Annotated in this window: 18 protein-coding genes; 16 read left to right on the top strand and 2 right to left on the bottom strand. The window is 68.3% G+C overall.

The genetic code is table 11. The annotated features are described in order from the left end of the window. The first annotated feature begins 266 nt into the window (after nt 1–266). From WKR98_RS18510 to WKR98_RS18445, 14 genes are all read left to right on the top strand, one after another. A complete protein-coding gene (locus WKR98_RS18510; RefSeq protein ID WP_341434320.1) occupies nt 267–2,117 on the top strand; it encodes a DUF2207 domain-containing protein in 1,851 nt (616 codons plus the stop codon). A 26-nt stretch (nt 2,118–2,143) separates the two neighbouring features. Beyond that, on the top strand, nt 2,144–2,911 hold the full coding sequence (map, locus tag WKR98_RS18505; protein ID WP_124689258.1) for a type I methionyl aminopeptidase: 768 nt from the start codon (nt 2,144–2,146) through the stop codon (nt 2,909–2,911). 64 nt (nt 2,912–2,975) lie between these two features. Next, a complete protein-coding gene (folC, locus tag WKR98_RS18500; RefSeq protein ID WP_341434319.1) occupies nt 2,976–4,301 on the top strand; it encodes a bifunctional tetrahydrofolate synthase/dihydrofolate synthase in 1,326 nt (441 codons plus the stop codon). Nucleotides 4,302–4,357: 56 nt separating this feature from the next. After that, the gene (locus WKR98_RS18495; RefSeq protein WP_341434318.1) at nt 4,358–5,149 is read left to right on the top strand and encodes an SPOR domain-containing protein; all 792 of its coding nucleotides are present in this window, start codon (nt 4,358–4,360) and stop codon (nt 5,147–5,149) included. Then, nucleotides 5,146–5,634, top strand: a complete 489-nt coding sequence (locus WKR98_RS18490; RefSeq protein ID WP_124689261.1) for a CvpA family protein — start codon at nt 5,146–5,148, stop codon at nt 5,632–5,634. Before WKR98_RS18495 ends, WKR98_RS18490 begins: the two co-directional genes overlap by 4 nt. 29 nt (nt 5,635–5,663) lie before the next feature. Then, nucleotides 5,664–7,184, top strand: coding sequence for an amidophosphoribosyltransferase (gene purF, locus WKR98_RS18485; protein ID WP_124689262.1), 1,521 nt, complete (start codon nt 5,664–5,666; stop codon nt 7,182–7,184). A gap of 223 nt (nt 7,185–7,407) precedes the next feature. Continuing rightward, on the top strand, nt 7,408–9,141 hold the full coding sequence (locus tag WKR98_RS18480) for a nitrite/sulfite reductase (RefSeq protein ID WP_341434317.1): 1,734 nt from the start codon (nt 7,408–7,410) through the stop codon (nt 9,139–9,141). Beyond that, on the top strand, nt 9,134–9,646 hold the full coding sequence (locus WKR98_RS18475) for a DUF934 domain-containing protein (RefSeq protein ID WP_341434316.1): 513 nt from the start codon (nt 9,134–9,136) through the stop codon (nt 9,644–9,646). Before WKR98_RS18480 ends, WKR98_RS18475 begins: the two co-directional genes overlap by 8 nt. Before the next feature lie 3 nt (nt 9,647–9,649). Next, nucleotides 9,650–10,411 (top strand): uroporphyrinogen-III C-methyltransferase, encoded by a 762-nt coding sequence (cobA, locus tag WKR98_RS18470; protein ID WP_341434315.1) that lies wholly within the window; start codon nt 9,650–9,652, stop codon nt 10,409–10,411. Nucleotides 10,412–10,435: 24 nt separating this feature from the next. Then, nucleotides 10,436–11,143: a MarC family protein gene (locus WKR98_RS18465; protein ID WP_124689266.1), complete on the top strand. Its 708-nt coding sequence runs from the start codon at nt 10,436–10,438 to the stop codon at nt 11,141–11,143. Nucleotides 11,144–11,164: 21 nt separating this feature from the next. After that, nucleotides 11,165–11,680, top strand: coding sequence for a disulfide bond formation protein B (locus WKR98_RS18460; RefSeq protein WP_124689267.1), 516 nt, complete (start codon nt 11,165–11,167; stop codon nt 11,678–11,680). 10 nt (nt 11,681–11,690) lie between these two features. Then, nucleotides 11,691–12,827 (top strand): enoyl-CoA hydratase/isomerase family protein, encoded by a 1,137-nt coding sequence (locus WKR98_RS18455; RefSeq protein ID WP_341434314.1) that lies wholly within the window; start codon nt 11,691–11,693, stop codon nt 12,825–12,827. Nucleotides 12,828–12,836: 9 nt separating this feature from the next. Next, entirely contained in the window at nt 12,837–13,526 is a 690-nt protein-coding gene (locus WKR98_RS18450) for a helix-turn-helix transcriptional regulator (RefSeq protein ID WP_341434313.1), read from the top strand. Nucleotides 13,527–13,590: 64 nt separating this feature from the next. After that, nucleotides 13,591–13,965: a VOC family protein gene (locus WKR98_RS18445; protein ID WP_341434312.1), complete on the top strand. Its 375-nt coding sequence runs from the start codon at nt 13,591–13,593 to the stop codon at nt 13,963–13,965. An 11-nt stretch (nt 13,966–13,976) separates the two neighbouring features. Here the strand turns inward: WKR98_RS18445 and WKR98_RS18440 are convergent, their stop codons facing one another. Then, nucleotides 13,977–15,695: a CocE/NonD family hydrolase gene (locus WKR98_RS18440; RefSeq protein WP_341434311.1), complete on the bottom strand. Its 1,719-nt coding sequence runs from the start codon at nt 15,693–15,695 to the stop codon at nt 13,977–13,979. 23 nt (nt 15,696–15,718) lie between these two features. Continuing rightward, a complete protein-coding gene (locus tag WKR98_RS18435) occupies nt 15,719–16,705 on the bottom strand; it encodes a Bug family tripartite tricarboxylate transporter substrate binding protein (RefSeq protein ID WP_341434310.1) in 987 nt (328 codons plus the stop codon). Between the two features lie 258 nt (nt 16,706–16,963). Here WKR98_RS18435 and WKR98_RS18430 point away from each other — a divergent pair, with 258 nt between their 5' ends. Next, nucleotides 16,964–17,806, top strand: a complete 843-nt coding sequence (locus WKR98_RS18430) for a p-hydroxycinnamoyl CoA hydratase/lyase (RefSeq protein ID WP_124689272.1) — start codon at nt 16,964–16,966, stop codon at nt 17,804–17,806. Between the two features lie 21 nt (nt 17,807–17,827). Further along, nucleotides 17,828–19,948, top strand: a complete 2,121-nt coding sequence (locus tag WKR98_RS18425) for an acetate--CoA ligase family protein (RefSeq protein WP_341434309.1) — start codon at nt 17,828–17,830, stop codon at nt 19,946–19,948. The last annotated feature ends 7 nt before the right edge of the window (nt 19,949–19,955 follow it).

Raw genomic sequence — 19,955 nt, 5'->3', positions numbered from 1 at the left:
AGACGACGACGGGATGTCAATGGGAAAAAACACCGGGATGCGATCGGGGAAGGGGCGTTCCGCGGGCGGCGCTGTGACGAGGAAACAACTTGAGACGGGCGGCGGCGCCCGTGTGCGCGGTCGATGGTACAGTCCTGCCAAAACAAGGCTGGTGTCATGTCTGAGAGCGGATCGCATTCCCGGGCCAGGGCTGCCCACGTCGTCACTTCTTCCGTAATGGCCGCGGCCGGGCCGCTTCCTCGATCCACCCGGTGACGAGGCCGGACATGAGATTCTGCCTGCTGGCCCTGTGCTGGCTGTTGCTCCTGGCCGGACCGGCGCGCGCGGACGAGCGCATCCTCGAATTCTTCAGCGACATCAAGGTCGAGCGCAGCGGCGACCTCCTGGTGACCGAAAACCTGCGCGTGCGCTCCGAAGGCAAAGAGATCAAGCACGGCCTGCAGCGCGATTTCGCGCGGCTGTACCGGCGTGCCGACGGCAGCCGCTCAGCGGCCGGGCTGGACGTCGTCTCGGTGCGGCGCGACGGGCGGGCCGAGCCCTTCGCCTTGTCGCGCCTGCGCGATGGCATGCGGATTTCCACCGGCCGGCCGGACGTGGTGTTCCGTCCCGGCGAATACCAATACACATTGATCTATCGCGTCACGCGGCAGTTGCAGGCGGCTGGCGGCGAGGACCGGCTCGCCTGGGACGTGACGGGCCGGGATTGGTCGCTGCCCATCGACCGGGTGCGCGTGCGTGTCGTGCTGCCGTCGGACGAGCCGGTCCGGCAGGCCGCGGTGGCGGGCGAGGGCGCTGGCGCGCCGGGACGGGTCCAGGAAAAGGAGGCCGGGCGCGTGGTGTTCGTGTCCACCCGCGTGCTGGCGCCGGGCGAGAACATGACGGTCGAGTTGGGATGGCCGGCGGGCGAAGTGCGGCGGCCCGGGCCGCTCAAGGCGTGGTGGTACGGCATGCAGGACCATGCCGAGTTCTGGGTTGCCAGCGTGGGGGTCGCGCTCCTGCTGCTGTATTACCTGGCCGCCGCCGCGCGGGCCTGGCGGCTGGGCCGGCACGACAGGACGCCGCAGGCCGATCCGCCGGAGGGCCTGTCGGCGCCCGCCCTGCGCTATGTGTACCGCAAGGGTTATGACCGCTGGGCGTTCCTGTCCGGCATGATGGAATTGCTGGCCCGCCGTTCGGTGCAGGTGCTGGAGCGGGCCGACGGACGCTATCTCGAACGCCTGCCCAACCAGACCGGCAGCGACGCCCGCCACGATCCGCTGCTGAACGCCATGCTGGGCCGTTTTTTCGCGGGCGGCCGCACGCTGCTGCGCCTGGACGGGCTGTACCGGCGCTGCTACGACGAAGCGCAGGGCGGCCAGCGCGAATGGCTGGACGAGGCCTACGCGCGTTCGCTGTTCGTGGCCTATGGCGACCGGGCTCGCAAGGGGGCCTATCTCTGGATCGCCATGACGGTGGCCCTGGTCGGACTCGCCATCGTGCGCGAGGGCAATCCGCTGTCGTGGGCCGCGTGGGGCATGCTGCTGCCGCTGCCCGCGGTGCCGGCCTGGTTCGCGGTCTATGCGCAGTGGCGGGCGGGGGCGACCAGCCTGGCCAGCCGCACCGTGCTGAGCGTGCTGGGGCTGCTGTGCCTGATGGGCGGGCTGGTGGTGCTGGCCACGCACGTGGAGTCGGCCAGGCTGCTGCTGATCGGGCTGGCGCCGCTGGCCTCGCTGGTGCTGGTATGCGCGGGCTTTCTCGGCCTGCGCGGCTATACCGCGCAGGGGCGGGCGCTGCGGGCGCGGATAGACGGTTTCCGCAGGTTTCTCGCCCGTCCGCCCGCGGCCACGCCGGACGATGCCGACACCGCGCTGACCCGCTACGAACGCTATCTGCCATACGCGCTGGCCCTGGGCGTGGATCGCCGCTGGGCGGCCGCGCACGCCGCGCAGGCGCGCGGCGCCGCCTCGGCGGCACGGGTGGACATGCAGGCCCGCCATGGCGGCGTCCACGACCCGCTGGTCCGGCCGCGCGCGGTGATGCGCACGCTGGACCGCTGGGCGGCGAAGGCCTCGCCGGTACGCGCGCCGCGGACCCCGCGCGGCGGGGACGTGGAAGAGGCCGGCGAAGGCCGGCGCTAAAATCGGGCAAACACGGAGTTCATCGCATGGCAATCACCCTCAAGTCCCCGCAGGAAATCGAAGCGATGCGCGTGGCTGGCGGCATGGCGGCCGAGGTTCTGGAGATGATAGGCGAGTATGTCCAGCCCGGCGTCTCGACCGAGGAACTGGACCGCCGCTGCTACGAATACATCACCCAGGTCCAGAAGGCCATTCCGGCCAACGTCGGCTACCACGGCTTTCCCAAGACGCTGTGCACGTCCATCAACGGCGTGGTCTGCCACGGCATTCCCAAGCCCGAGGACGTGCTGCGCGACGGCGACATCATCAACATCGACGTCACCGTGATCCACGACGGCTGGCATGGCGACACGAGCCGGATGTTCTATGCCGGCAAGCCGTCGCAGGAGGCCGAGCGCCTGGTCGACGCCACGCTGGAAAGCATGTTGCGCGGCATCGCCGCGGTGCGGCCGGGCGCGACCCTGGGCGACGTGGGCGCGGCCATCCAGACCTACGCCGAAGACGCCGGGTTCTCGGTGGTGCGCGATTTCTGCGGCCACGGCATCGGCCGCAAGTACCACGAGGCGCCGCAGGTGCTGCACTACGGCCGGCCCAACAGCGGCCTGCGCCTGAAGAAGGGCATGGTGTTCACCATCGAGCCCATGCTCAACGCCGGGCGCCAGGAGGTGGAGGTGCTGGACGACGACTGGACGGTGGTGACGGTGGATGGTTCGTGGTCCGCGCAGTGGGAGCACATGATCGCCGTGACCGACGACGGCTACGATATCCTGACTGCCTGGCCGAACCGCCGCTGACGTCCTCGCCCCAAGTCGTCGCCTCAAGTTTTCCCGTCATTTTCCTGTCCTGCCGTTCGCATCCATGCCGTCTTCCGCTTCCGTCTCCCGCCCCGACGCCCACAGCCCCCTGGCTCAGTGGCTGGCCTATCTCGAATCCATCCACAGCCGGCCGATAGACATGGGCCTGGACCGCGTGCGCGAGGTGGCCGGGCGCCTGGAACTGGACCTGGACGCGGCCACCATCGTGGTGGGGGGCACCAACGGCAAGGGTTCGACCTGCGCCATGCTCGAGGCCATGCTGCTGAGCGCCGGGTACAAGGTCGGGCTCTACACCTCGCCGCACCTGCTGGACTTCAACGAGCGGGCGCGCGTGAACGGCGAATCCGCCAGCGATGCCGCGCTGACCGAACAGTTCGCCGCCGTGGACGCGGCCCGCGGCGATACCTCGCTGACCTATTTCGAGCTGACCACGCTGGCCATCCTGCGGCTGTTCGCGCGATCGGGGCTGGATGTGGTCATCCTGGAAGTGGGGCTGGGCGGCCGCCTGGACGCGGTCAACATCGTCGACGCCGACTGCGCCATCGTGACCAGCGTGGACCTGGACCACGTCGAATGGCTGGGCGACGACCGCGAGAAGATAGGCTGGGAGAAGGCCCACATCTACCGCCCCGGCAAGCCCGCCATCTGCGCCGACCCCATGCCGCCGCAATCGCTGGTGGACTACGCTGAAAGCATAGGCGCCGATCTCTGGCGCTTCGGGCGCGACTACAACTACGCCGGCGACAAGCAGCAGTGGAACTATGGCGGCCGCAGCCAGCGCCGCAACGCGTTGGCCTATCCGGCGCTGCGCGGCGCCAACCAGTTGCTGAACGCCTCGGCGGCGCTGGCCGCGCTCGAGGCCCTGCGCGACCGGCTGCCGGTGCCGCAGCAGGCGGTTCGCCTGGGGCTGTTGCAGGTGCAACTGCCGGGCCGCTTCCAGATCCTGCCCGGGCAGCCCGCGGTGATCCTGGACGTGGCGCACAACCCCCACGCCGCGGCGGTGCTGGCCGACAACCTCGACAACATGGGCTTCTATCCCTACACCTACGCGGTGTTCGGGATGCTGAGCGACAAGGACATCGACGGCGTCATCGCCAAGCTGGGCGACCGCATCGACCACTGGTACTGCGCCGGCCTGCCCGGGCCCCGCGGGCTGAGCGGCGAGGAACTGGCCGCGCGCCTGCGCGCGCGAGGCGTCAAGGAAGACAAGGATTCCTCGGTGCGGGCCTGCGCCGACCCCGCCGCGGCCTATGCGGCGGCGCGGGAAAGCATGGGCGAGGGTGATAGAATCCTGGTCTTCGGATCTTTCCTTACCGTGGCAGGCGTGTTGGCGTCGATGCGTGCGGCCAGGCCCGCCCGCGCGGACTGAGCCGGAGCCCCCGCAGGGGGCGCAAGACCCTGCCGCCTGTTTAGCCGGACGTATCAATGGGATTGCTCGAGCGCAAGAAGAAGGCGGCCACGACCACGGCCAAATCCAGTCGCGCCGGCTATGCAGCCGGGGCCGAATCGCAGGATCCCGCCCAGGAAGCGCGCCGCCGCGCCAGGCGCCGCCTGGTAGGCGCCATCGCCCTGGTCCTGGCAGCGGTCGTCGTGCTGCCCATGGTGCTCGATTCCGAGCCGCCCATGCTCCCGGACGACATCCCCATCCAGATTCCCGACCGCAACATGGCCATCCCCGAACCGGTGGCCAAGGCCCCGGCGGCCGAAGCGCCCGCCGCGCCGCCCGCGGAAACGCCGGCCGCGCCGCCGGCCAAGCCCGAACCGCCGGCTCCTGCGCCCGCGCCGGCCCCCAGGCCCGAACCCCCGAAACCCGAGGCGCCCAAGCCCGAGCCCGCGAAGCCGCAGGCCGAGGCTCCCAAGCCCACGCCTCCCAAGCCGGCGCCCAGCGACACGTCCCGCGCGGATGCCGCGCGCGCCGAAGCCGCCCGGGCCCGTGCCTTGCTGGAAGGCAACGCACCCGCGCCGGCCGCGCCCAAGCCCGACAGCAAGGGCAGCTTCGCGGTGCAGATCGCGGCGTTTTCCACCGAAGAGCGCGCCAACGACATGCGCGACCGGCTCAGCGCCGCGGGCGTCAAGAGTTTCACCGAGCGTGTGAAGACCGGCAAGGGCGACGTGTTCCGCGTGCGGGTTGGTCCCTTCGCCTCGCGCGAGGCGGCCGATGCCGCCCGGGCGCGCGTCAGTTCGGCCGGTTTCAGCAGTTCCATCGTGCCGCTGTGACCAGTTTCGACTACGGCGTCCTGCTGATCCTGGGCGCGTCGGTGGTGATCGGTCTGTTTCGTGGCCTGGTGAAGGAAGTCCTGTCGCTGATCGCCTATGTGGCCGCGTTCGTGGTGGCGGTCCGCTATGGACCGCTGGCCTACGAGTGGCTGGCGGCCTTTATCGAGAATTCAGGCCTGCGCGCGATCGTGGCCTACGCGGGCGTGTTCATCGCCGTGCTGCTGGCGGTAGGGCTGGTCAACGTGGCGCTGGGGCTGTTGCTCAAGGCCACCGGCCTGTCGCTGGCCGATCGCGGCCTGGGCGCCGTGTTCGGCCTGGTGCGTGGCGTGGTCATCGTGATGGTCCTGGTGGTGGCGGCGGGATTCACGCCGCTGCCCAAGGAGCCGTGGTGGACCGAAGCCGTCCTGTCTCCCTACGCGGAAGAGGGCGTGCGCGCGGTCAAGCCGTATGTGCCCGAACAGTTCGCGGACTGGATCCGCTATTAAGAAGTTTGTGCTGCTGAAAAGAGGCTCTCATGTGTGGAATCGTCGGTGTCGTCTCGCAGGCGCCGGTTAATCAGTTGCTCTACGACAGTCTGCTGCTGCTGCAGCATCGCGGTCAGGATGCGGCGGGCATCGCCACGTCGCAGGGCAACACCTTCAATATGTACAAGGCGCATGGCCTGGTCCGCGACGTCTTCCGTACGCGCAACATGCGTTCGCTGCCCGGAAACTCGGGCATCGGCCAGGTCCGCTACCCCACCGCCGGTTCCAGCTCCAGCGCGGAAGAAGCCCAGCCGTTCTACGTCAACGCGCCGTTCGGCATCACCTTCGCCCACAACGGCAACCTGACCAACACCGAGTCGCTGCGCGAGGAACTGTTCCGCGTCGACCGTCGCCACATGAACACCAATTCCGACTCGGAAGTGTTGCTCAATGTGCTGGCGCACGAACTGCAGCGCGCCTCGAACGGCGTGTCGCTGGACGAAGACGCCATCTTCAGGGCGGTGTCGGCGGTGCACAAGCGCGTGCGCGGCGCCTACGCGGTGGTGGCCGAGATCGCCGGCTACGGCATGCTGGCCTTCCGCGACCCCTACGGCATCCGGCCGCTGTGCCTGGGCAAGGTCGAGACCGAGAGCGGCGTCGAATGGATGGTGGCGTCCGAGTCGGTCACGCTCGAAGGCATGGGCTTCAAGTTCGAGCGCGACGTCGCGCCCGGCGAAGCCGTGTTCATCGACCTCGACGGCCGCTGCGCCGCGCGCCAGTGCGCCGACAATCCGCAGCTGAACCCCTGCATCTTCGAATACGTCTATTTCGCGCGTCCCGATTCGCTGATGGACGGCGTCTCGGTGTACAGCGCGCGCCTGCGCATGGGCGAGTACCTGGCGGACAAGGTCGCGCGCAACCTGCGCCTGGGCGAGGTCGACGTGGTCATGCCCATACCCGATTCGGCCCGCCCGGCGGCGATGCAGCTGGCCGCGCGGCTGAACCTCGACTATCGCGAGGGCTTCATCAAGAACCGCTACGTCGGCCGCACCTTCATCATGCCCGGCCAGGCGGTGCGCAAGAAGTCCGTGCGCCAGAAGCTCAACGCCATGAGCGAAGAGTTCAAGGGCAAGAACGTGCTGATCGTGGACGACTCCATCGTGCGCGGCACCACCAGCGGCGAAATCGTCGAGATGGCCCGCGCCGCGGGTGCCAACAAGGTCTTCTTCGCCTCGGCGGCGCCTCCCGTGCGCTTCCCGAACGTGTACGGCATCGACATGCCCACGCGCAGCGAACTGATCGCCCATGGCCGCTCCGACGAGGAAATCGCCCGGGTGATCGGCGCCGACGCGCTGATCTACCAGGACCTGGCCGCCATGCGCCAGTCGATCACCGACATGAACCCCGCGCTGACCCAGTTCGAATCCTCGTGCTTCGACGGCCACTACGTGACGGGCGACGTGACGCCGGAGTACCTGGATCATCTCGAGCGCATGCGCAAGAGCCGCAGCGAGGACAGCAGCGCCGGCGGCCTGCGCGTGAACATGGGCTCCGCCGCGAATGAGGTGTAGCGGCTGACTGGCGGTGCCGATATGAGCGGAGGTTTTTGCCTCCGCTTTTTTTTAGATATTTTTCGGTATATGCACATTACGAACCGGTCGTTTTATTCATAAGCCGGTCTTTGTAAGCTGCAAGCCTGGGTGCGCGCCCGCGCGGGATACGCATGCCCGCTCCGGCCCGAAGCGCCGGCGCGCTCCGCCCATCGCCATTCGGCCACATCTAGAGGCTTGCTGCATGTACCAGTATCAACCCGTCGACCAGTTGCTGGTCGATCAACGCGTGGCGCAGTTCCGCGACCAGACGCGGCGTTTCCTGAACGGGCAGCTCAGCGAGGACGATTTCCGCACGCTGCGCCTGCAGAACGGCCTGTATATCCAGCGCCACGCGCCCATGCTGCGTATCGCCGTGCCCTACGGCATGCTGGCCTCGCGCCAGCTTCGCACGCTGGCCTACATCGCGCGCAAGTGGGACCGCGGCTACGGGCATTTCAGCACCCGCCAGAACATGCAGTTCAACTGGCCCAAGCTGGAGGACGTTCCCGACATCCTGGCCGAACTGGCCAAGGTGCAGATGCACTCGATCCAGACCAGCGGCAACGACATCCGCAACACGACCACCGACCAGTTCGCGGGCGTCGCGCCCGACGAGATCGTCAATCCCCTGGTCTGGTGCGAACTGATCCGGCAGTGGTCCACCTTCCATCCCGAGTTCGCGTTCCTGCCCCGCAAGTTCAAGATCGCCGTCAGCGGCGCGGTCACGGACCGGGCCGCGGTGGGCGTGCACGACATCGGCCTGCAGGCCGTCGAGCAGGACGGCGAGATCGGCTTTCGCGTCTGGGCGGGCGGCGGGCTGGGCCGCACGCCGCTGGTGGGCCAGCTGATCAATGCCTACGTGCCCTGGCAGCATCTGCTGACCTACCTGCAGGCCATCCTGCGGGTCTACAACCTGCACGGCCGTCGCGACAACAAGTTCAAGGCGCGTATCAAGATCCTGGTCAAGGACCTGACGCCCCACGTGTTCGCCGAAGAGGTCGAGCGCGAATGGCAGCATCTGAAGGATGGTCCCGAAACGGTCACCGCCGAGCGCATCCAGGCCATCGCCGACCGCTTCACCACGACGCCCCATGCCGCGGATCCGGGCCCGGACACCTCGCCCCAGCATGCCGGCAACGATCCGGCCTTCTCGCGCTGGCTGCGGCGCAATACCCATCCCCACAAGGTCCAGGGCTATGCCGCCGTGACGCTGTCGCTCAAGCGCACCGGCGTGCCGCCCGGCGACATCACCGCCGACCAGATGGATGCCGTGGCCGACCTGGCCGACCGCTACAGCTTCGGCGAGATGCGCGTCTCGCACGAGCAGAACCTGGTGTTCACCGACGTGGCCCGGGGCCAACTCTACGCGCTGTGGAAGGAACTCGACAAGCTGGGCCTGGCCACGCCCAACATCGGTTTCCTGACCAACATCATCGCCTGCCCGGGCGGCGACTTCTGTGCGCTGGCCAACGCGGTGTCGATCCCGGTGGCCGAGGCCATCCAGCGCCGCTTCGACGACCTCGACTACCTGCACGAGATCGGCGAGCTGGACCTGAACATCTCCGGCTGCATCAACTCCTGCGGGCATCACCACGTGGGCCACATCGGCATCCTGGGCGTGGACAAGGCCGGCGAGGAGTGGTACCAGGTCACGCTGGGCGGCCGCCAGAGCGGGGCCGCCAAGCCCTTGCCTGACATCGAGTCCATGCGCGGGGCGGGCGCGGCCATCGGCCGCGTCATCGGCCCGTCGTTCGCGCGCGGAGAAGTGGCCGACGTGGTCGCCACCCTGGTCGAGACCTACATCGACCTGCGCGACAGCGACGCCGAGCGCTTCATCGACGTGGTCGAGCGCGTGGGCATCGATCCCTTCAAGACCCGGGTCTACGCCGAGCGCCAGCAGGCCAAGGCCGCGCTGGTGGAGGCCGCCCATGTCTGAGCACGCCGCCACGCTGATCCGCCATCGCGACCTGGAAGTCGACACCTGGAAGCGTTTCGAGCCCACCGAGGCCCGGCCGCTGCCGGCCGATGACGAGGACTGGCTCGTGCCGCTGGCCCTCTGGCAGTCGGCGCGCGCCGAGCTGCGCGGCCGCCGCCGGCCCGTGGGCGTCCTGCTGGGGCCGGCCGACGATCCCGCTGAGCTGGCCGAGGAGGGCAGGATAGACCCCGCAGGGCTGGCGCTGATCGCGGTCGATTTCCCCATCTACACCGATGGCCGGGGCTATTCCATCGCCTACCTGCTGCGCACGCGGCTGGGCTGGCAGGGCGAGCTGCGGGCGGTGGGCGACGTGATGATCGACACCATCCACTACCAGGCGCGGTCGGGCTTCGACAGCTTCGCGGTCAAGCACGGCCATGATCCCGAGCAGGCGCTGCGGGCCTTCGGCACCTTCACGGCGGCCTACCAGCAAACCTATCCGGTTCCCGCCGCGCGGCAGGGCTGATCCATGGGCAAAGTCTATCTGGTGGGCGCGGGCCCCGGCGCGGCGGACCTGCTGACCGTGCGCGCGGCCCGGCTGCTGGGCCGGGCCGACGTGGTCTTCCACGATGCGCTGGTGGACCGCGAGGTGCTGGCGCTGGCGCCCCAGGCCCGCCTCGTGGCGGTGGGCAAGCGCTGCGGGCAGTTGTCCACCGTGCAGCAGTTCATCAACCGCCAACTGGTCGATGCCGCCCGCCGGCATGCCTGCGTGGTGCGCCTGAAAGGGGGGGACCCCATGCTGTTCGGGCGCGCGCAGGAGGAAATCGCGGCCCTGGCCCGGGCCGGCATCGAGGTCGAGGTGGTGCCCGGCATCAGCGCGGCCTTCGGCGCCAGCTCGGCGCTGGGCCTGTCCTTGACGCGCCGCGGCCTGAGCCGCAGCGTCGTGTTCCTGACGCCCGCCGTGGGCAGCGGCGAGCGTCCCCATGCGTGGGCGGATGCCGCCCGGGGGGCCGATACCGTGGTGCTGTACATGGCCAGCCGGCAGGCGGAGGCGATCGCCCAGGGCCTGATGGCCACGGGCATGCCGCCGGGACGCCCGGCGGTGCTGGTCGAGAACGCCAGCCTGGCGGCCCAGCGGGTGCTGCCCACCACCCTGGGGAGCCTGCCGGAAGCCGCGCGGGAGCTGGGCGGGGGGCCGGCGCTCATCATGGTGGGCGAGATCTACGCCGACCTGCTCGAGCAGGCAGCGGGCGGCCTGGAAGCGCAAACGAGGCGGACCGCTGCGGCCTGACTTCATTTCTCTTACACTTCGGTCATGTTGATCGAAGACTACGGACTCGCGCTGGGCAAGAGTTTCCTGTTTTCCCTGGCGACGCTGCTCCCCATCCTGAATCCCACGGCGACGGCACCGATATTCCTGTCCCTGACCGAGGGCGCTTCCCCTGGCGTGCGGGAAGTGCTCGCGGCCAGGATCGCCCGCAACGTGTTCCTGCTGCTGTTCGCGGCGATGCTGATCGGGTCGATCGTGCTCGACTTCTTCGGCATCTCGCTGGCCATCGTGCGCGTGGGCGGGGGCCTGCTGGTGGTGGCCAGCGCCTGGCGCCTGCTCAATTCCAGCGACGGCGGAGCCGAGCGTTCGGCGCGCCTGGCTGAAGGCTTCACGGTTGAAATGGCCAACCGGCGCGCTTTCTATCCCCTGACTTTCCCCATTGCCTGCGGGCCGGGCTCCATCGCCGCGGCCATCACCGTGGGCGCCAGCCTGCACGATCACGCCTCGCTGATCGTCAGCGGCACCCGCATCGCCGGGGCGGTACTGGGCCTGTCCCTGGTGGCGGGGTCGGTGCTGCTGTGTTTCCGCTATGCGCAGCAACTGCTGCGTCTGCTGGGCGACACGGGAACTGTCGTGTTCCTGCGGTTGTCAGCATTCATTCTGCTCTGCCTTGGCGTCCAGATCGTCTGGGATGGCGCGTCCGAACTGCTGCTCGGCGTGCTGCGCCAGGTCCCGTTGCCCCCATCCACCTGAAAGCCCTTGCGGCCTTGACCCATGAAAACCGTACTCGTTGACCGCCTGCTCGCCTTCACCGCCATCGCCAGCCTGGGCGCCGTGGCGGTCGCGCTGGTGTCGCAGCATGTCTTCGACATGCAGCCCTGCGCCTGGTGTGTGCTGCAACGCCTGATCTATCTCGCGATTGCGGTATTCGCGGTGCTGGGACTGGTCCTGCGGCGGATCGCGGCGGCGCAGAAGACCTGCGCCGGCATCGTGGCGGTGCTGGCGCTGGCCGGCGTGGCCACGGCCGTCTATCAGCACAATGTGGCTTCCCAGTTGATGAGCTGCGACCAGACCTTCGCCGACCGCTTCATGACCGGTTCCGGCCTGGACGGGTCGCTGCCCGCGGTGTTCGGCATCTACGCGACCTGCGCCGACGCGGTGGTGGACCTGCTGGGCGTACGATACGAGATATGGAGCGTGCTGCTGTTCGCGGTGCTGGCCGTGGCAGGCATCGCCGCCCTGATGCTGCGCCGGCGTCCGCGATCGCTGTTCGCGGGCGGCGTCCAATAGGGAGTCCATCATGCAGGCCCGCGCCACGCCTCCGGTCCACTTCCGTGAAATCGCCGCCGGGGGAGGGCGGCGCCTGGGCGTGGCCACGCTCGATGCGCAGGCCACGCTGAATGCCCTGTCCCTGGAGATGGCCGAACGCCTGGCGATGCAGCTCGATGCCTGGGCCACCGATCCGGCCATCGCGGTGGTCGTGCTGGAAGGCGAAGGGCGCGCGCTGTGCGCCGGCGGCGATCTGCGAAGCGTGTACCGCGAGATGCGCGAACACCGGGGCGACGACCCGCCGCGCCGCATCGCCCGCTTCTTCGAGCGCGAATACGGCCTGAACCACGCCATTCACGCCTATCCCAAGCCGTTCCTGTGCTGGGGCAACGGCATCGTCATGGGCGGCGGCATGGGGCTGCTGATCGGCGCCAGCCATCGCGTCGTCACGGAAACCTCGCGCCTGGCCATGCCCGAGATCGTCATCGGCCTGTTTCCCGACGTGGGCATGTCCTGGGCCCTGAACCGCATGCCGGGCAAGTCGGGCCTGTTCCTGGGGCTGACCGGGGCCACGCTGCAGGCCGCCGATGCGCTGTTCGCCGGCTGGGCCGACTACCACATTCCGCATGCCCGCAAGCAACAGGTGCTCGACGCGTTGGCCCGGCAGGACTGGGCCGGCGAACGCCGTGCCGACGACCTCCTGCTGCACGAGGTGCTTGATGCCTGCCATGCCATTCCCGACGCCGAGGAAGGGCCGCTGCGGCGCAACCTGGATGCCGTGGCGGCGCTGTGCCGGGCACCGGCGCTGGACGACGTCATCGGCGCCATCCTGCAATACGACGGCGGGGACCCATGGCTGGAAGGGGCGCGCGACGCCCTGGCCAAGGGCGCGCCCAGCACCGCGCGGCTGGCCTGGGAGCTGCAGCGGCGCACGCGCCACATGTCGCTGGCCCAGGTCTTCCAGCTGGAATACCAGGTCGCCCTGTGGTGCTGCACCCGGGGCGATTTCCAGGAAGGCATCCGGGCCCTGCTGATCGACAAGGACCGCCGTCCCGTCTGGAAGGCCACCCATGGCACCGAGGTCGGAACCGCCTGGGCGGACAAGGCCTTCCGCGACATGGCTGTGGATTTCCCCGTGCCCGCTTCGCTGCGGACGCTGGCCGGCTAGCCTGCCGCCGTGTCACGGTCCGAACGCCTGTTCGCCTTGCTCCAGGCACTGCGGCGCCGCAGGCGGCCGGTCAGCGGCAAGGTGCTGGCCGGGGAACTGGGCATCAGCCTGCGCACGCTCTACCGCGACATCGGCAGCCTGCAGGCCCAGGGCGCGCAGATCGAAGGCGAGCCCGGCCTGGGCTACGTGTTGAAGCCGGGTTTCCTGCTGCCGCCCATGATGTTCTCGGAAGAGGAGATCGAGGCCCTGGTGCTGGGGTCGCGGTGGGTGGCCCGCCGCACCGACGAACCGCTGGCCTGGGCGGCCCGCAACGCGCTGGCCAAGATCGCCGCCGTGCTGCCCGACGACCTGCGCCATGGCCTGGACACCTCCGCGCTGCTGGTGGGCCCGGCGGCCGAGCAGGAGCGGGGGGACCTGTCCCAGATCCGCCGCGCGATCCGCGCCGAACACAAGCTCGACATCGTCTATCGCGACGGCGGAGGCGCTGCCTCGCAGCGGCTTATCTGGCCGTTCGGCCTGGGATTCTTCGAGCAGTCGCGCGTGGTCCTGGGTTGGTGCGAACTGCGGCAGGATTTCCGCCATTTCCGCACCGACCGCATCCAGGCCATGAGTGCCACCGGCCTGCGCTACCCGCGCCGGCGCCAGGCCCTGCTGAAGGCGTGGCGCGAGAAAGAGGGCATACCCCCGCAAGAAGTTTGATGCTGACAGAAATTGGCAGCATCGGTCGCTATCCTGGACACGCCTACCAACCAGGAGCGACTTCATGAACCATCCGAACTTCGTCATTCTCTACGTCGACCAGCCCGAGGCCAGCGGCCGCTTCTACGCGGATCTGCTGGGCGCCAGCCCGATCGAATCCTCGCCCACCTTCGTGCTGTTCGCGCTGGACACCGGCCTGATGCTGGGCCTGTGGTCCCGGCACACCGTGGAACCGCCGCCCGGCGCGCCTGCGGGCGGCGGCGAGATCGTCTTGCGCATGGAAAGCTACGACGCCGTCGACGCCCGCTGCGCGGACTGGACGGCGCGCGGCATTCCGCTGCTCATGCCGCCCGCGACCCTGGAGTTCGGCCGCTCCTTCGTCGCGCGCGATCCGGACGGGCATCGCCTGCGTGTGTTCGCCCCCGACGCGGCACGATAGCTTTCCAGGCCCTAGTCACGGGCCGGGATGATGGGCAGCGTCAGATAGGACGCCTGTTCCGGTCCGCTGTACAGGGTGGTGCGGCCCTGGAAATCCTCGCCGCCGCGATCCGTGGGGTCGGTATGGGTAAGCCGACCCTTGATGCCTTCGAATTCGAAATCCTTGCCTTGTATCGTCAGGCGCAGGCGGTAGCCGCGCGGGATGACGATGGAGGTGGGCCAGATTTCGAGGTCGAGAGGATAAGCGGTACCGGGTTCGATCTTCTGGATTTCGTCGTGTGTATGGAAGATCCGGTTGGGCATGGACATCTTTTCGTCGACTTTGCGGTGCGAGGCGCGCAGCCACCCCCGGGTCAGCGGCGTGGGTTCGTGGGCGCCGTCGAACACGATTTCCTTGCCATCGGGATCGAAGAGCCGGAGGACGGCGAAGAGGTCGACATCCCGGGTGGAGGACGAGACCCAGATGCGCAACGGAATGAAGCCGGTGATTTCGGTCGCGGTTTCGAAGGGCGGCGTCGTGAAGTCCAGGCGTTCCTCCTGGGCCTGAAAGCCGGCGCTGGCGGCTTGGGCGGGCGCGACGGTATCCAGGGCGGCGTTGCCGGGGTGCAGGTAGAACCGGGTCCACTGGGTGCGCGCGAGCGGGAACTCGTGTTCGGCGCGGCGGGTTTCGCCGTCCACCGTGCGGATGGACAGCAGGACGGGCGGGGTCTGGTCCCAACCGTTGGGCAGGCCTTTCAGGAAGTGATCGAAGAATTGCTTTTGCAGCGCGATGTAGCGAGGCAGGTAGAAGCTTTCGTAGTGGGTGCCAATGTGCATGGACAGCCATTTCTGCGCGGAGCCGGCGCGCAGGTAGCCTTCGATGTTGCCGCGCAGGTGGTTGCCGGGGCCGCCCCAGTTGCCGGCCGACAGCACGGGAACGGTGATGCGGGAAAGATCGGGCGTGCGTTCCTTGTGCCAGGCGTCGCACAAGGCGTGGCGTGCCATTTCCGCGGGATAGTCGCTGCGGTTGGCGGCCAGCAAGGTTGCGCTCAGCGCGGGGCCGGTCGTGGGTTGGCCGTCATCGCGGTCGCGGTAGGGGGTGTCGCCGTTGCCATGCTGGTTGGACAGCACCTGCTTGGGCCACCATGAACTGAGGAAGCCGTTGCTGCGGATGCCGCCATGGTAGCCGTAGTCGCGGTAGTGATCGGACCGGCCCTCCCAGGGCACGATGGCGGCCAGGTGCTTGGGACGCAGCGCCGCGACACGCCATTGGGTGGCGGCATAGTACGAGATGCCGATCAGGCCGACCTTGCCGTTGCTCCACGATTGCGTGCCGGCCCACTCGATGGCATCGCGGTAGTCCTGGATCTCGCGCGGCGACATGGGGTCGAGGTAACCCGGCGACTTGCCGCTGCCGCGGGCGTCGACGTGGATGACCACGTAGCCGTCGGGCACCCATCGTTCGGGGTCCACGGTTTCCCAACGCAGGTAGCGGCCGCTGGAGCCGTCCTGGCACAGGCCGGGATGCAGGCGCTGCAATTTTTCCCATTGCGGTTTGAAACCATCGGCGAAGTGGACGTCCTTGCCGTAGACCCCCTGGGCCATGACGACGGGATAGCGCCCCGGTTCGGCCGGGCGGAAAACGTTCGCTTTCAGGACGGCGCCGTCGTCCATCGGGATCTCGACGTCCTTCTCGAAAACGAGGGCATGGGGGGCGGCTTGATGCCGGGCTGGGGGGTTCGATTCGGTCACGATCTGGGCTCCGCGTTGTCTGGCTATTGTTTTTCGATCTTGGCGGCCTGCATGATGTCGGTGTAGGTCGCGGTTTCCTTGGCGAGGTAGTTCGCCATGTCCTGGGGCGAGCCGCCCGCCAGGTCCAGCCCCATGGAGGCCAGGCGCTCCTTGAGCGCGGGCGAGGCCAGGGCGTCGTTGAAGGCACGGTTCAGCCGGGCCACGATCTCGGGCGGCGTGCCCGCCGGGGCCAGCGCCCCCTGCCAGCCGCCCTGGACTTCGTAGCCGGCGACGCCGGCTTCTTCCACCGTCGGCACGTCGGGCAATTGCGGGAAGCGCGTCGAGCCGGTCACCGCGATTGCGCGCAGCGTTCCGCTCTTGACCTGTTCGATCGCCGAAACCGGGTTGAGGAAGGCCAGCTTCACTTCGCCGGACATGACCGCATTCATGGCGGGGGCGGCGCCCTTGTAGGGAACGTGCACCAGGTGGGTGCCCGCCTTGTAGTTGAAGTACTCGGCCACCAGGTGCATGGTGTTGCCGATGCCGGCCGAGCCATAAGGGATGTTGGAGGTGGCCGGCTTGGCGAGCTTGACCAGGTCCTGCACGTTCTTGACCGGCAGCGAAGGCGTGACCACGAGCACCTGGCCGCGAGTGGAGCCCACCAGCACGACCGGGACGAAGTCCTTGGCGCTGTCGTAGGGCAGGGACTTGTACAGCAGCGGATTGATGACGTGCGAGCCGGTGGTGTAGAGCAGGGTGTAGCCGTCGGCGGGCGCCTTGGCCACCAGGTCCGAGGCAATGATGGAGTTGGCGCCCGCACGGTTCTCCACGATCACGGGCTGCTTGAGCCGCTTGCCCATTTCCTGCGCCAGCATGCGCGACACGGTGTCGGGATTGCCGCCAGGCGAAAAGGGCAGAATCAGCTTGATGGGACGGTCGGGAAACGTGTCGCCGTAGGCGGCGGGTGCGGCAAGGGTCAGGGCTGCGAAGCAGGCTGTGGAAAGTCCAACCAGAAAAACCGGGCTCTTCATGATGTGTTCCTCCTCCATGGCGGTGTTCCCGACGAGGTCGGGGCGGGCTTCTTGTCGTGGTTGTGCGGGCTACCTGGCAAAAAAATCGATAAAAATATCTTTGGAAAATTTTGTCGATAAAATTATATGGATAAAAATAATATCGACGATAAAGGAAAACCCCGAGCCGCCATCGGATAAAAGAACGTTTCCTTATATAAAGTAATCTTATATAATGGTTCGTACGCCATTCATCCGGCATCCATGAGGAGACAAGCCATGAGCGCCAACCAGACAGCCGCCCCGTCCAACGACCAATCGCCCGTACTCGTCGATCTCGAAGACGGCATCGCATGGGTCACCTTGAACCGGCCCACGAAACGCAATGCCATCAACCCGGGCATCGTCTACAACATGGTCCGGGTGCTGGAGGAACTGGAGGCGGACGACCGCTGCAAGGTGCTGGTGCTGACCGGCGCGGGCGACGCGTTTTCTGCCGGCATGGACCTGCGCGAGTACTTCCGCGGCACCGACAACGATCCCAAGGAGCGCATCCGGCTGTATCGCGCCAACGCCCAGTGGCAATGGCGCCAGTTGCGCTTCTACGCCAAGCCCACCATCGCCATGGTCAACGGCTGGTGCTTCGGCGGCGCCTTCACGCCGCTGGTGTCCTGCGACCTGGCGATCGCCGCCGAGGAAGCGCAATTCGGCCTGTCCGAGATCAACTGGGGCATCATCCCCGCGGGCGTCGTCAGCCGCGCGGTGGCCTCGCTGGTACGCGAACGCGAAGCCATGTACTACGTGATGACGGGCGAAACCTTCGACGGCCGCCGCGCCGCGGATATCGGCCTGGTCAACGAGGCCGTGCCGCGCGAGCGCCTGCGCGAACGGACCCGCCAACTGGCCAAGGTCCTGATGGAAAAGAATCCCACCGTGCTGCGCACGGCCAAGATCGCCCATCGCATGGCGGCCGAAATGAGCTGGGAGCAGGCGACCGACTACCTGATGGCCAAGGTCGACCAGTCCACCTTCCACGATCCGGAGCGCGGCCGCGACAATGCCATGAAGCAATTCCTGGACGAAAAGTCGTTCAAGCCCGGCCTGGGCGCGTATCAGCGCTAAGACGGCACGAAGGGGTATCGCATGTCTTCATTCGCTCTGGACCGCCTGCTGCGGCCCAAGTCGATCGCCGTGGTCGGCGCTTCGTCCGAGCCGGGGTCGGTCAGCGGCCTGCTGCTGGCCAACCTGCAGCGCTTCGGCTATGCCGGGCAGCTGCATCTGGTCAGCCGCAGCCGAGACGAGGTCAACGGCATCCGCTGTTTCAAGTCCATCGATGAATTGCCGGAAGGCGTGGACGTGGCCGTGCTGGTGGTGCCGCAGGTGGCGGTGGCCGATTCGGTCGCGGCCTGCGGGCGCCGGGGCGTGGGCGCGGCGGTGGTATTCGCCTCGGGTTTTGCCGAAATGGGCGACGAAGGCCGGGCCGCGCAAGAAGCCATGGCTGCCATCGCGCACCGCCATGGCGTGGCCGTCCTGGGGCCCAACTGCCTGGGGTTCATCAATTTCGCGGACGCCGTTCCGCTGACCTTCGAGCCGGTGCAGCCGGCGCCGGTCCGCACCGGCCCGCGCATCGGTATCGTGGCCCAGAGCGGCGCGATGAACGGCAACCTGCGCCAGGCGTTCCTGGGGCGCGGGCTGGGGGTCTCGTTCTCGATCTCGACCGGCAACGAAGCGGTGCTGGGCGCGGAGGATTTCCTGTCCGCGCTGGTCGACGCGCCCGACGTGGATGCCTTCGCGGTGTTCGTCGAAATGCTGCGCAAGCCGGCCGAATTCCTGCGCGTGGCGCGCCGCGCGCGCGAGCTGGGCAAGCCCGTCGTGCTGATGCACCCGGGCCGCAGCCAGCGCGCTCGCGAGGCGGCCAAGTCGCACACGGGCGCGTTGGCGGGCGATCACCAGGTCATGCGCACGCTGGTCGAGCGCGAAGGCGTGGTGGTGGTCGACAGCATGGACGAAATGTTCGATGTGACGGCCATCCTCGCGCGCTACCCGCGGCCCGTGACCGAGGGCAGGGCGGCCGTGGCCTCGAACTCGGGCGCGCTGCGCGGACTGGCGCTGGATTTCTGCGAAGACATCGGCCTGCAACTGGCCGATTTCCAGCCCGCCACGATGCAGGCCTTGTCGCAGATCCTGCCGGACTTCATGGCGCCCGACAATCCGCTGGACCTGACGGCGATCGGCATGCAGAAGCCGGAGATCTTCGGGCTGTCGGCGCAGGCCATCCTGGACGATCCCGGCGTGGGCAGCCTGATCATGCCGCTGATGGGCGGTTCGCCCGCGCAGCAAATGGCCAAGGCGGAATCGCTGTTGCCGGTGATGCAGGCATCGCGCAAGCCGGTGTGCTTCGTCATCATGGGCGACAGCGGCCCGCTGGGCAACGAATTCCTGGAGCGGGTCCATGCGAGCGGCATGCCGTTCCTGCGGTCGCCCGACCGCGCCATGCGAGCCATGGCCCACGTGCACCGCTACGGACGCCTGCATGCCGAGGCGGCCGAACGCAGCGGGGAAGAATCCGGCCTGCGCCGCGACGATCTTCAGCCGGGGCCGCTGGCCGAATTCAAAGGCAAGCAATGGCTGCGCGAACTGGGCATCGCCACGCCCCGGGGCGGGCTGGCCCGCACGCCGGCCGAGGCCGAGGCGCTGGCGCGCGAGATCGGCTATCCGGTGGTGCTCAAGGCCCAGGCCGACACGCTCATGCACAAGAGCGACGTGGGCGGCGTGGCGGTCAACCTGCGCGATGCCCAGGCGCTGGGCGATGCGTGGCAGCGCATCCAATCCTCGGTGGCCCGGCATTGCCCGGATATCGCGCTGGACGGCATGCTGGTCGAGGCCATGTCCAGCCCCGGCCTGGAACTGGTGGTGGGGGGGCGCCGCGATCCCAATTGGGGCGTGGTGACGCTGGTGGGGCTGGGCGGGATATGGATCGAGGCCTTGCACGACGTGCGCCTTTTGCCGCCCGACCTGACCGAGGCGCAGATCATGCGTGAACTGCAGCGCCTGAAGGGCGCCAGGCTGTTGTCCGGCCTGCGCGGCGCGCCGCCGGTGGACGTGGCGGCGGTCGCGGCGGTGGTGCGGCGCCTGTCCGCCCTGATGCTGGCCAATCCCGGGATCGCGGAGATCGACATCAATCCGCTGATCGCCTTGCCCGCGGGCAAGGGCGTCGTGGCCCTGGACGCGCTGTTCGTCATGGATGCGGCGCCAGCGCCCTGAGGGCGCC

The organism is Pigmentiphaga sp. YJ18 (assembly GCF_038066655.1).
Lineage (GTDB): Bacteria > Pseudomonadota > Gammaproteobacteria > Burkholderiales > Burkholderiaceae_B > Pigmentiphaga.
Note: the sequence above shows the minus strand (reverse complement) of the source record. Positions and strands in the feature narration are given on the sequence as shown.

What these genes read in the sequence shown, in the direction of transcription:
- WKR98_RS18460 (WP_124689267.1), top strand. Translation starts at nt 11,165, where the DNA reads ATGAAAACCGTACTCGTTGACCGCCTGCTCGCCTTCACCGCCATCGCC.
- WKR98_RS18435 (WP_341434310.1), bottom strand. Translation starts at nt 16,705, where the DNA reads ATGAAGAGCCCGGTTTTTCTGGTTGGACTTTCCACAGCCTGCTTCGCA.
- WKR98_RS18465 (WP_124689266.1), top strand. Translation starts at nt 10,436, where the DNA reads ATGTTGATCGAAGACTACGGACTCGCGCTGGGCAAGAGTTTCCTGTTT.
- WKR98_RS18510 (WP_341434320.1), top strand. Translation starts at nt 267, where the DNA reads ATGAGATTCTGCCTGCTGGCCCTGTGCTGGCTGTTGCTCCTGGCCGGA.
- WKR98_RS18425 (WP_341434309.1), top strand. Translation starts at nt 17,828, where the DNA reads ATGTCTTCATTCGCTCTGGACCGCCTGCTGCGGCCCAAGTCGATCGCC.
- cobA (WP_341434315.1), top strand. Translation starts at nt 9,650, where the DNA reads ATGGGCAAAGTCTATCTGGTGGGCGCGGGCCCCGGCGCGGCGGACCTG.
- WKR98_RS18475 (WP_341434316.1), top strand. Translation starts at nt 9,134, where the DNA reads ATGTCTGAGCACGCCGCCACGCTGATCCGCCATCGCGACCTGGAAGTC.
- WKR98_RS18455 (WP_341434314.1), top strand. Translation starts at nt 11,691, where the DNA reads ATGCAGGCCCGCGCCACGCCTCCGGTCCACTTCCGTGAAATCGCCGCC.
- purF (WP_124689262.1), top strand. Translation starts at nt 5,664, where the DNA reads ATGTGTGGAATCGTCGGTGTCGTCTCGCAGGCGCCGGTTAATCAGTTG.
- map (WP_124689258.1), top strand. Translation starts at nt 2,144, where the DNA reads ATGGCAATCACCCTCAAGTCCCCGCAGGAAATCGAAGCGATGCGCGTG.
- folC (WP_341434319.1), top strand. Translation starts at nt 2,976, where the DNA reads ATGCCGTCTTCCGCTTCCGTCTCCCGCCCCGACGCCCACAGCCCCCTG.
- WKR98_RS18430 (WP_124689272.1), top strand. Translation starts at nt 16,964, where the DNA reads ATGAGCGCCAACCAGACAGCCGCCCCGTCCAACGACCAATCGCCCGTA.
- WKR98_RS18480 (WP_341434317.1), top strand. Translation starts at nt 7,408, where the DNA reads ATGTACCAGTATCAACCCGTCGACCAGTTGCTGGTCGATCAACGCGTG.
- WKR98_RS18495 (WP_341434318.1), top strand. Translation starts at nt 4,358, where the DNA reads ATGGGATTGCTCGAGCGCAAGAAGAAGGCGGCCACGACCACGGCCAAA.
- WKR98_RS18445 (WP_341434312.1), top strand. Translation starts at nt 13,591, where the DNA reads ATGAACCATCCGAACTTCGTCATTCTCTACGTCGACCAGCCCGAGGCC.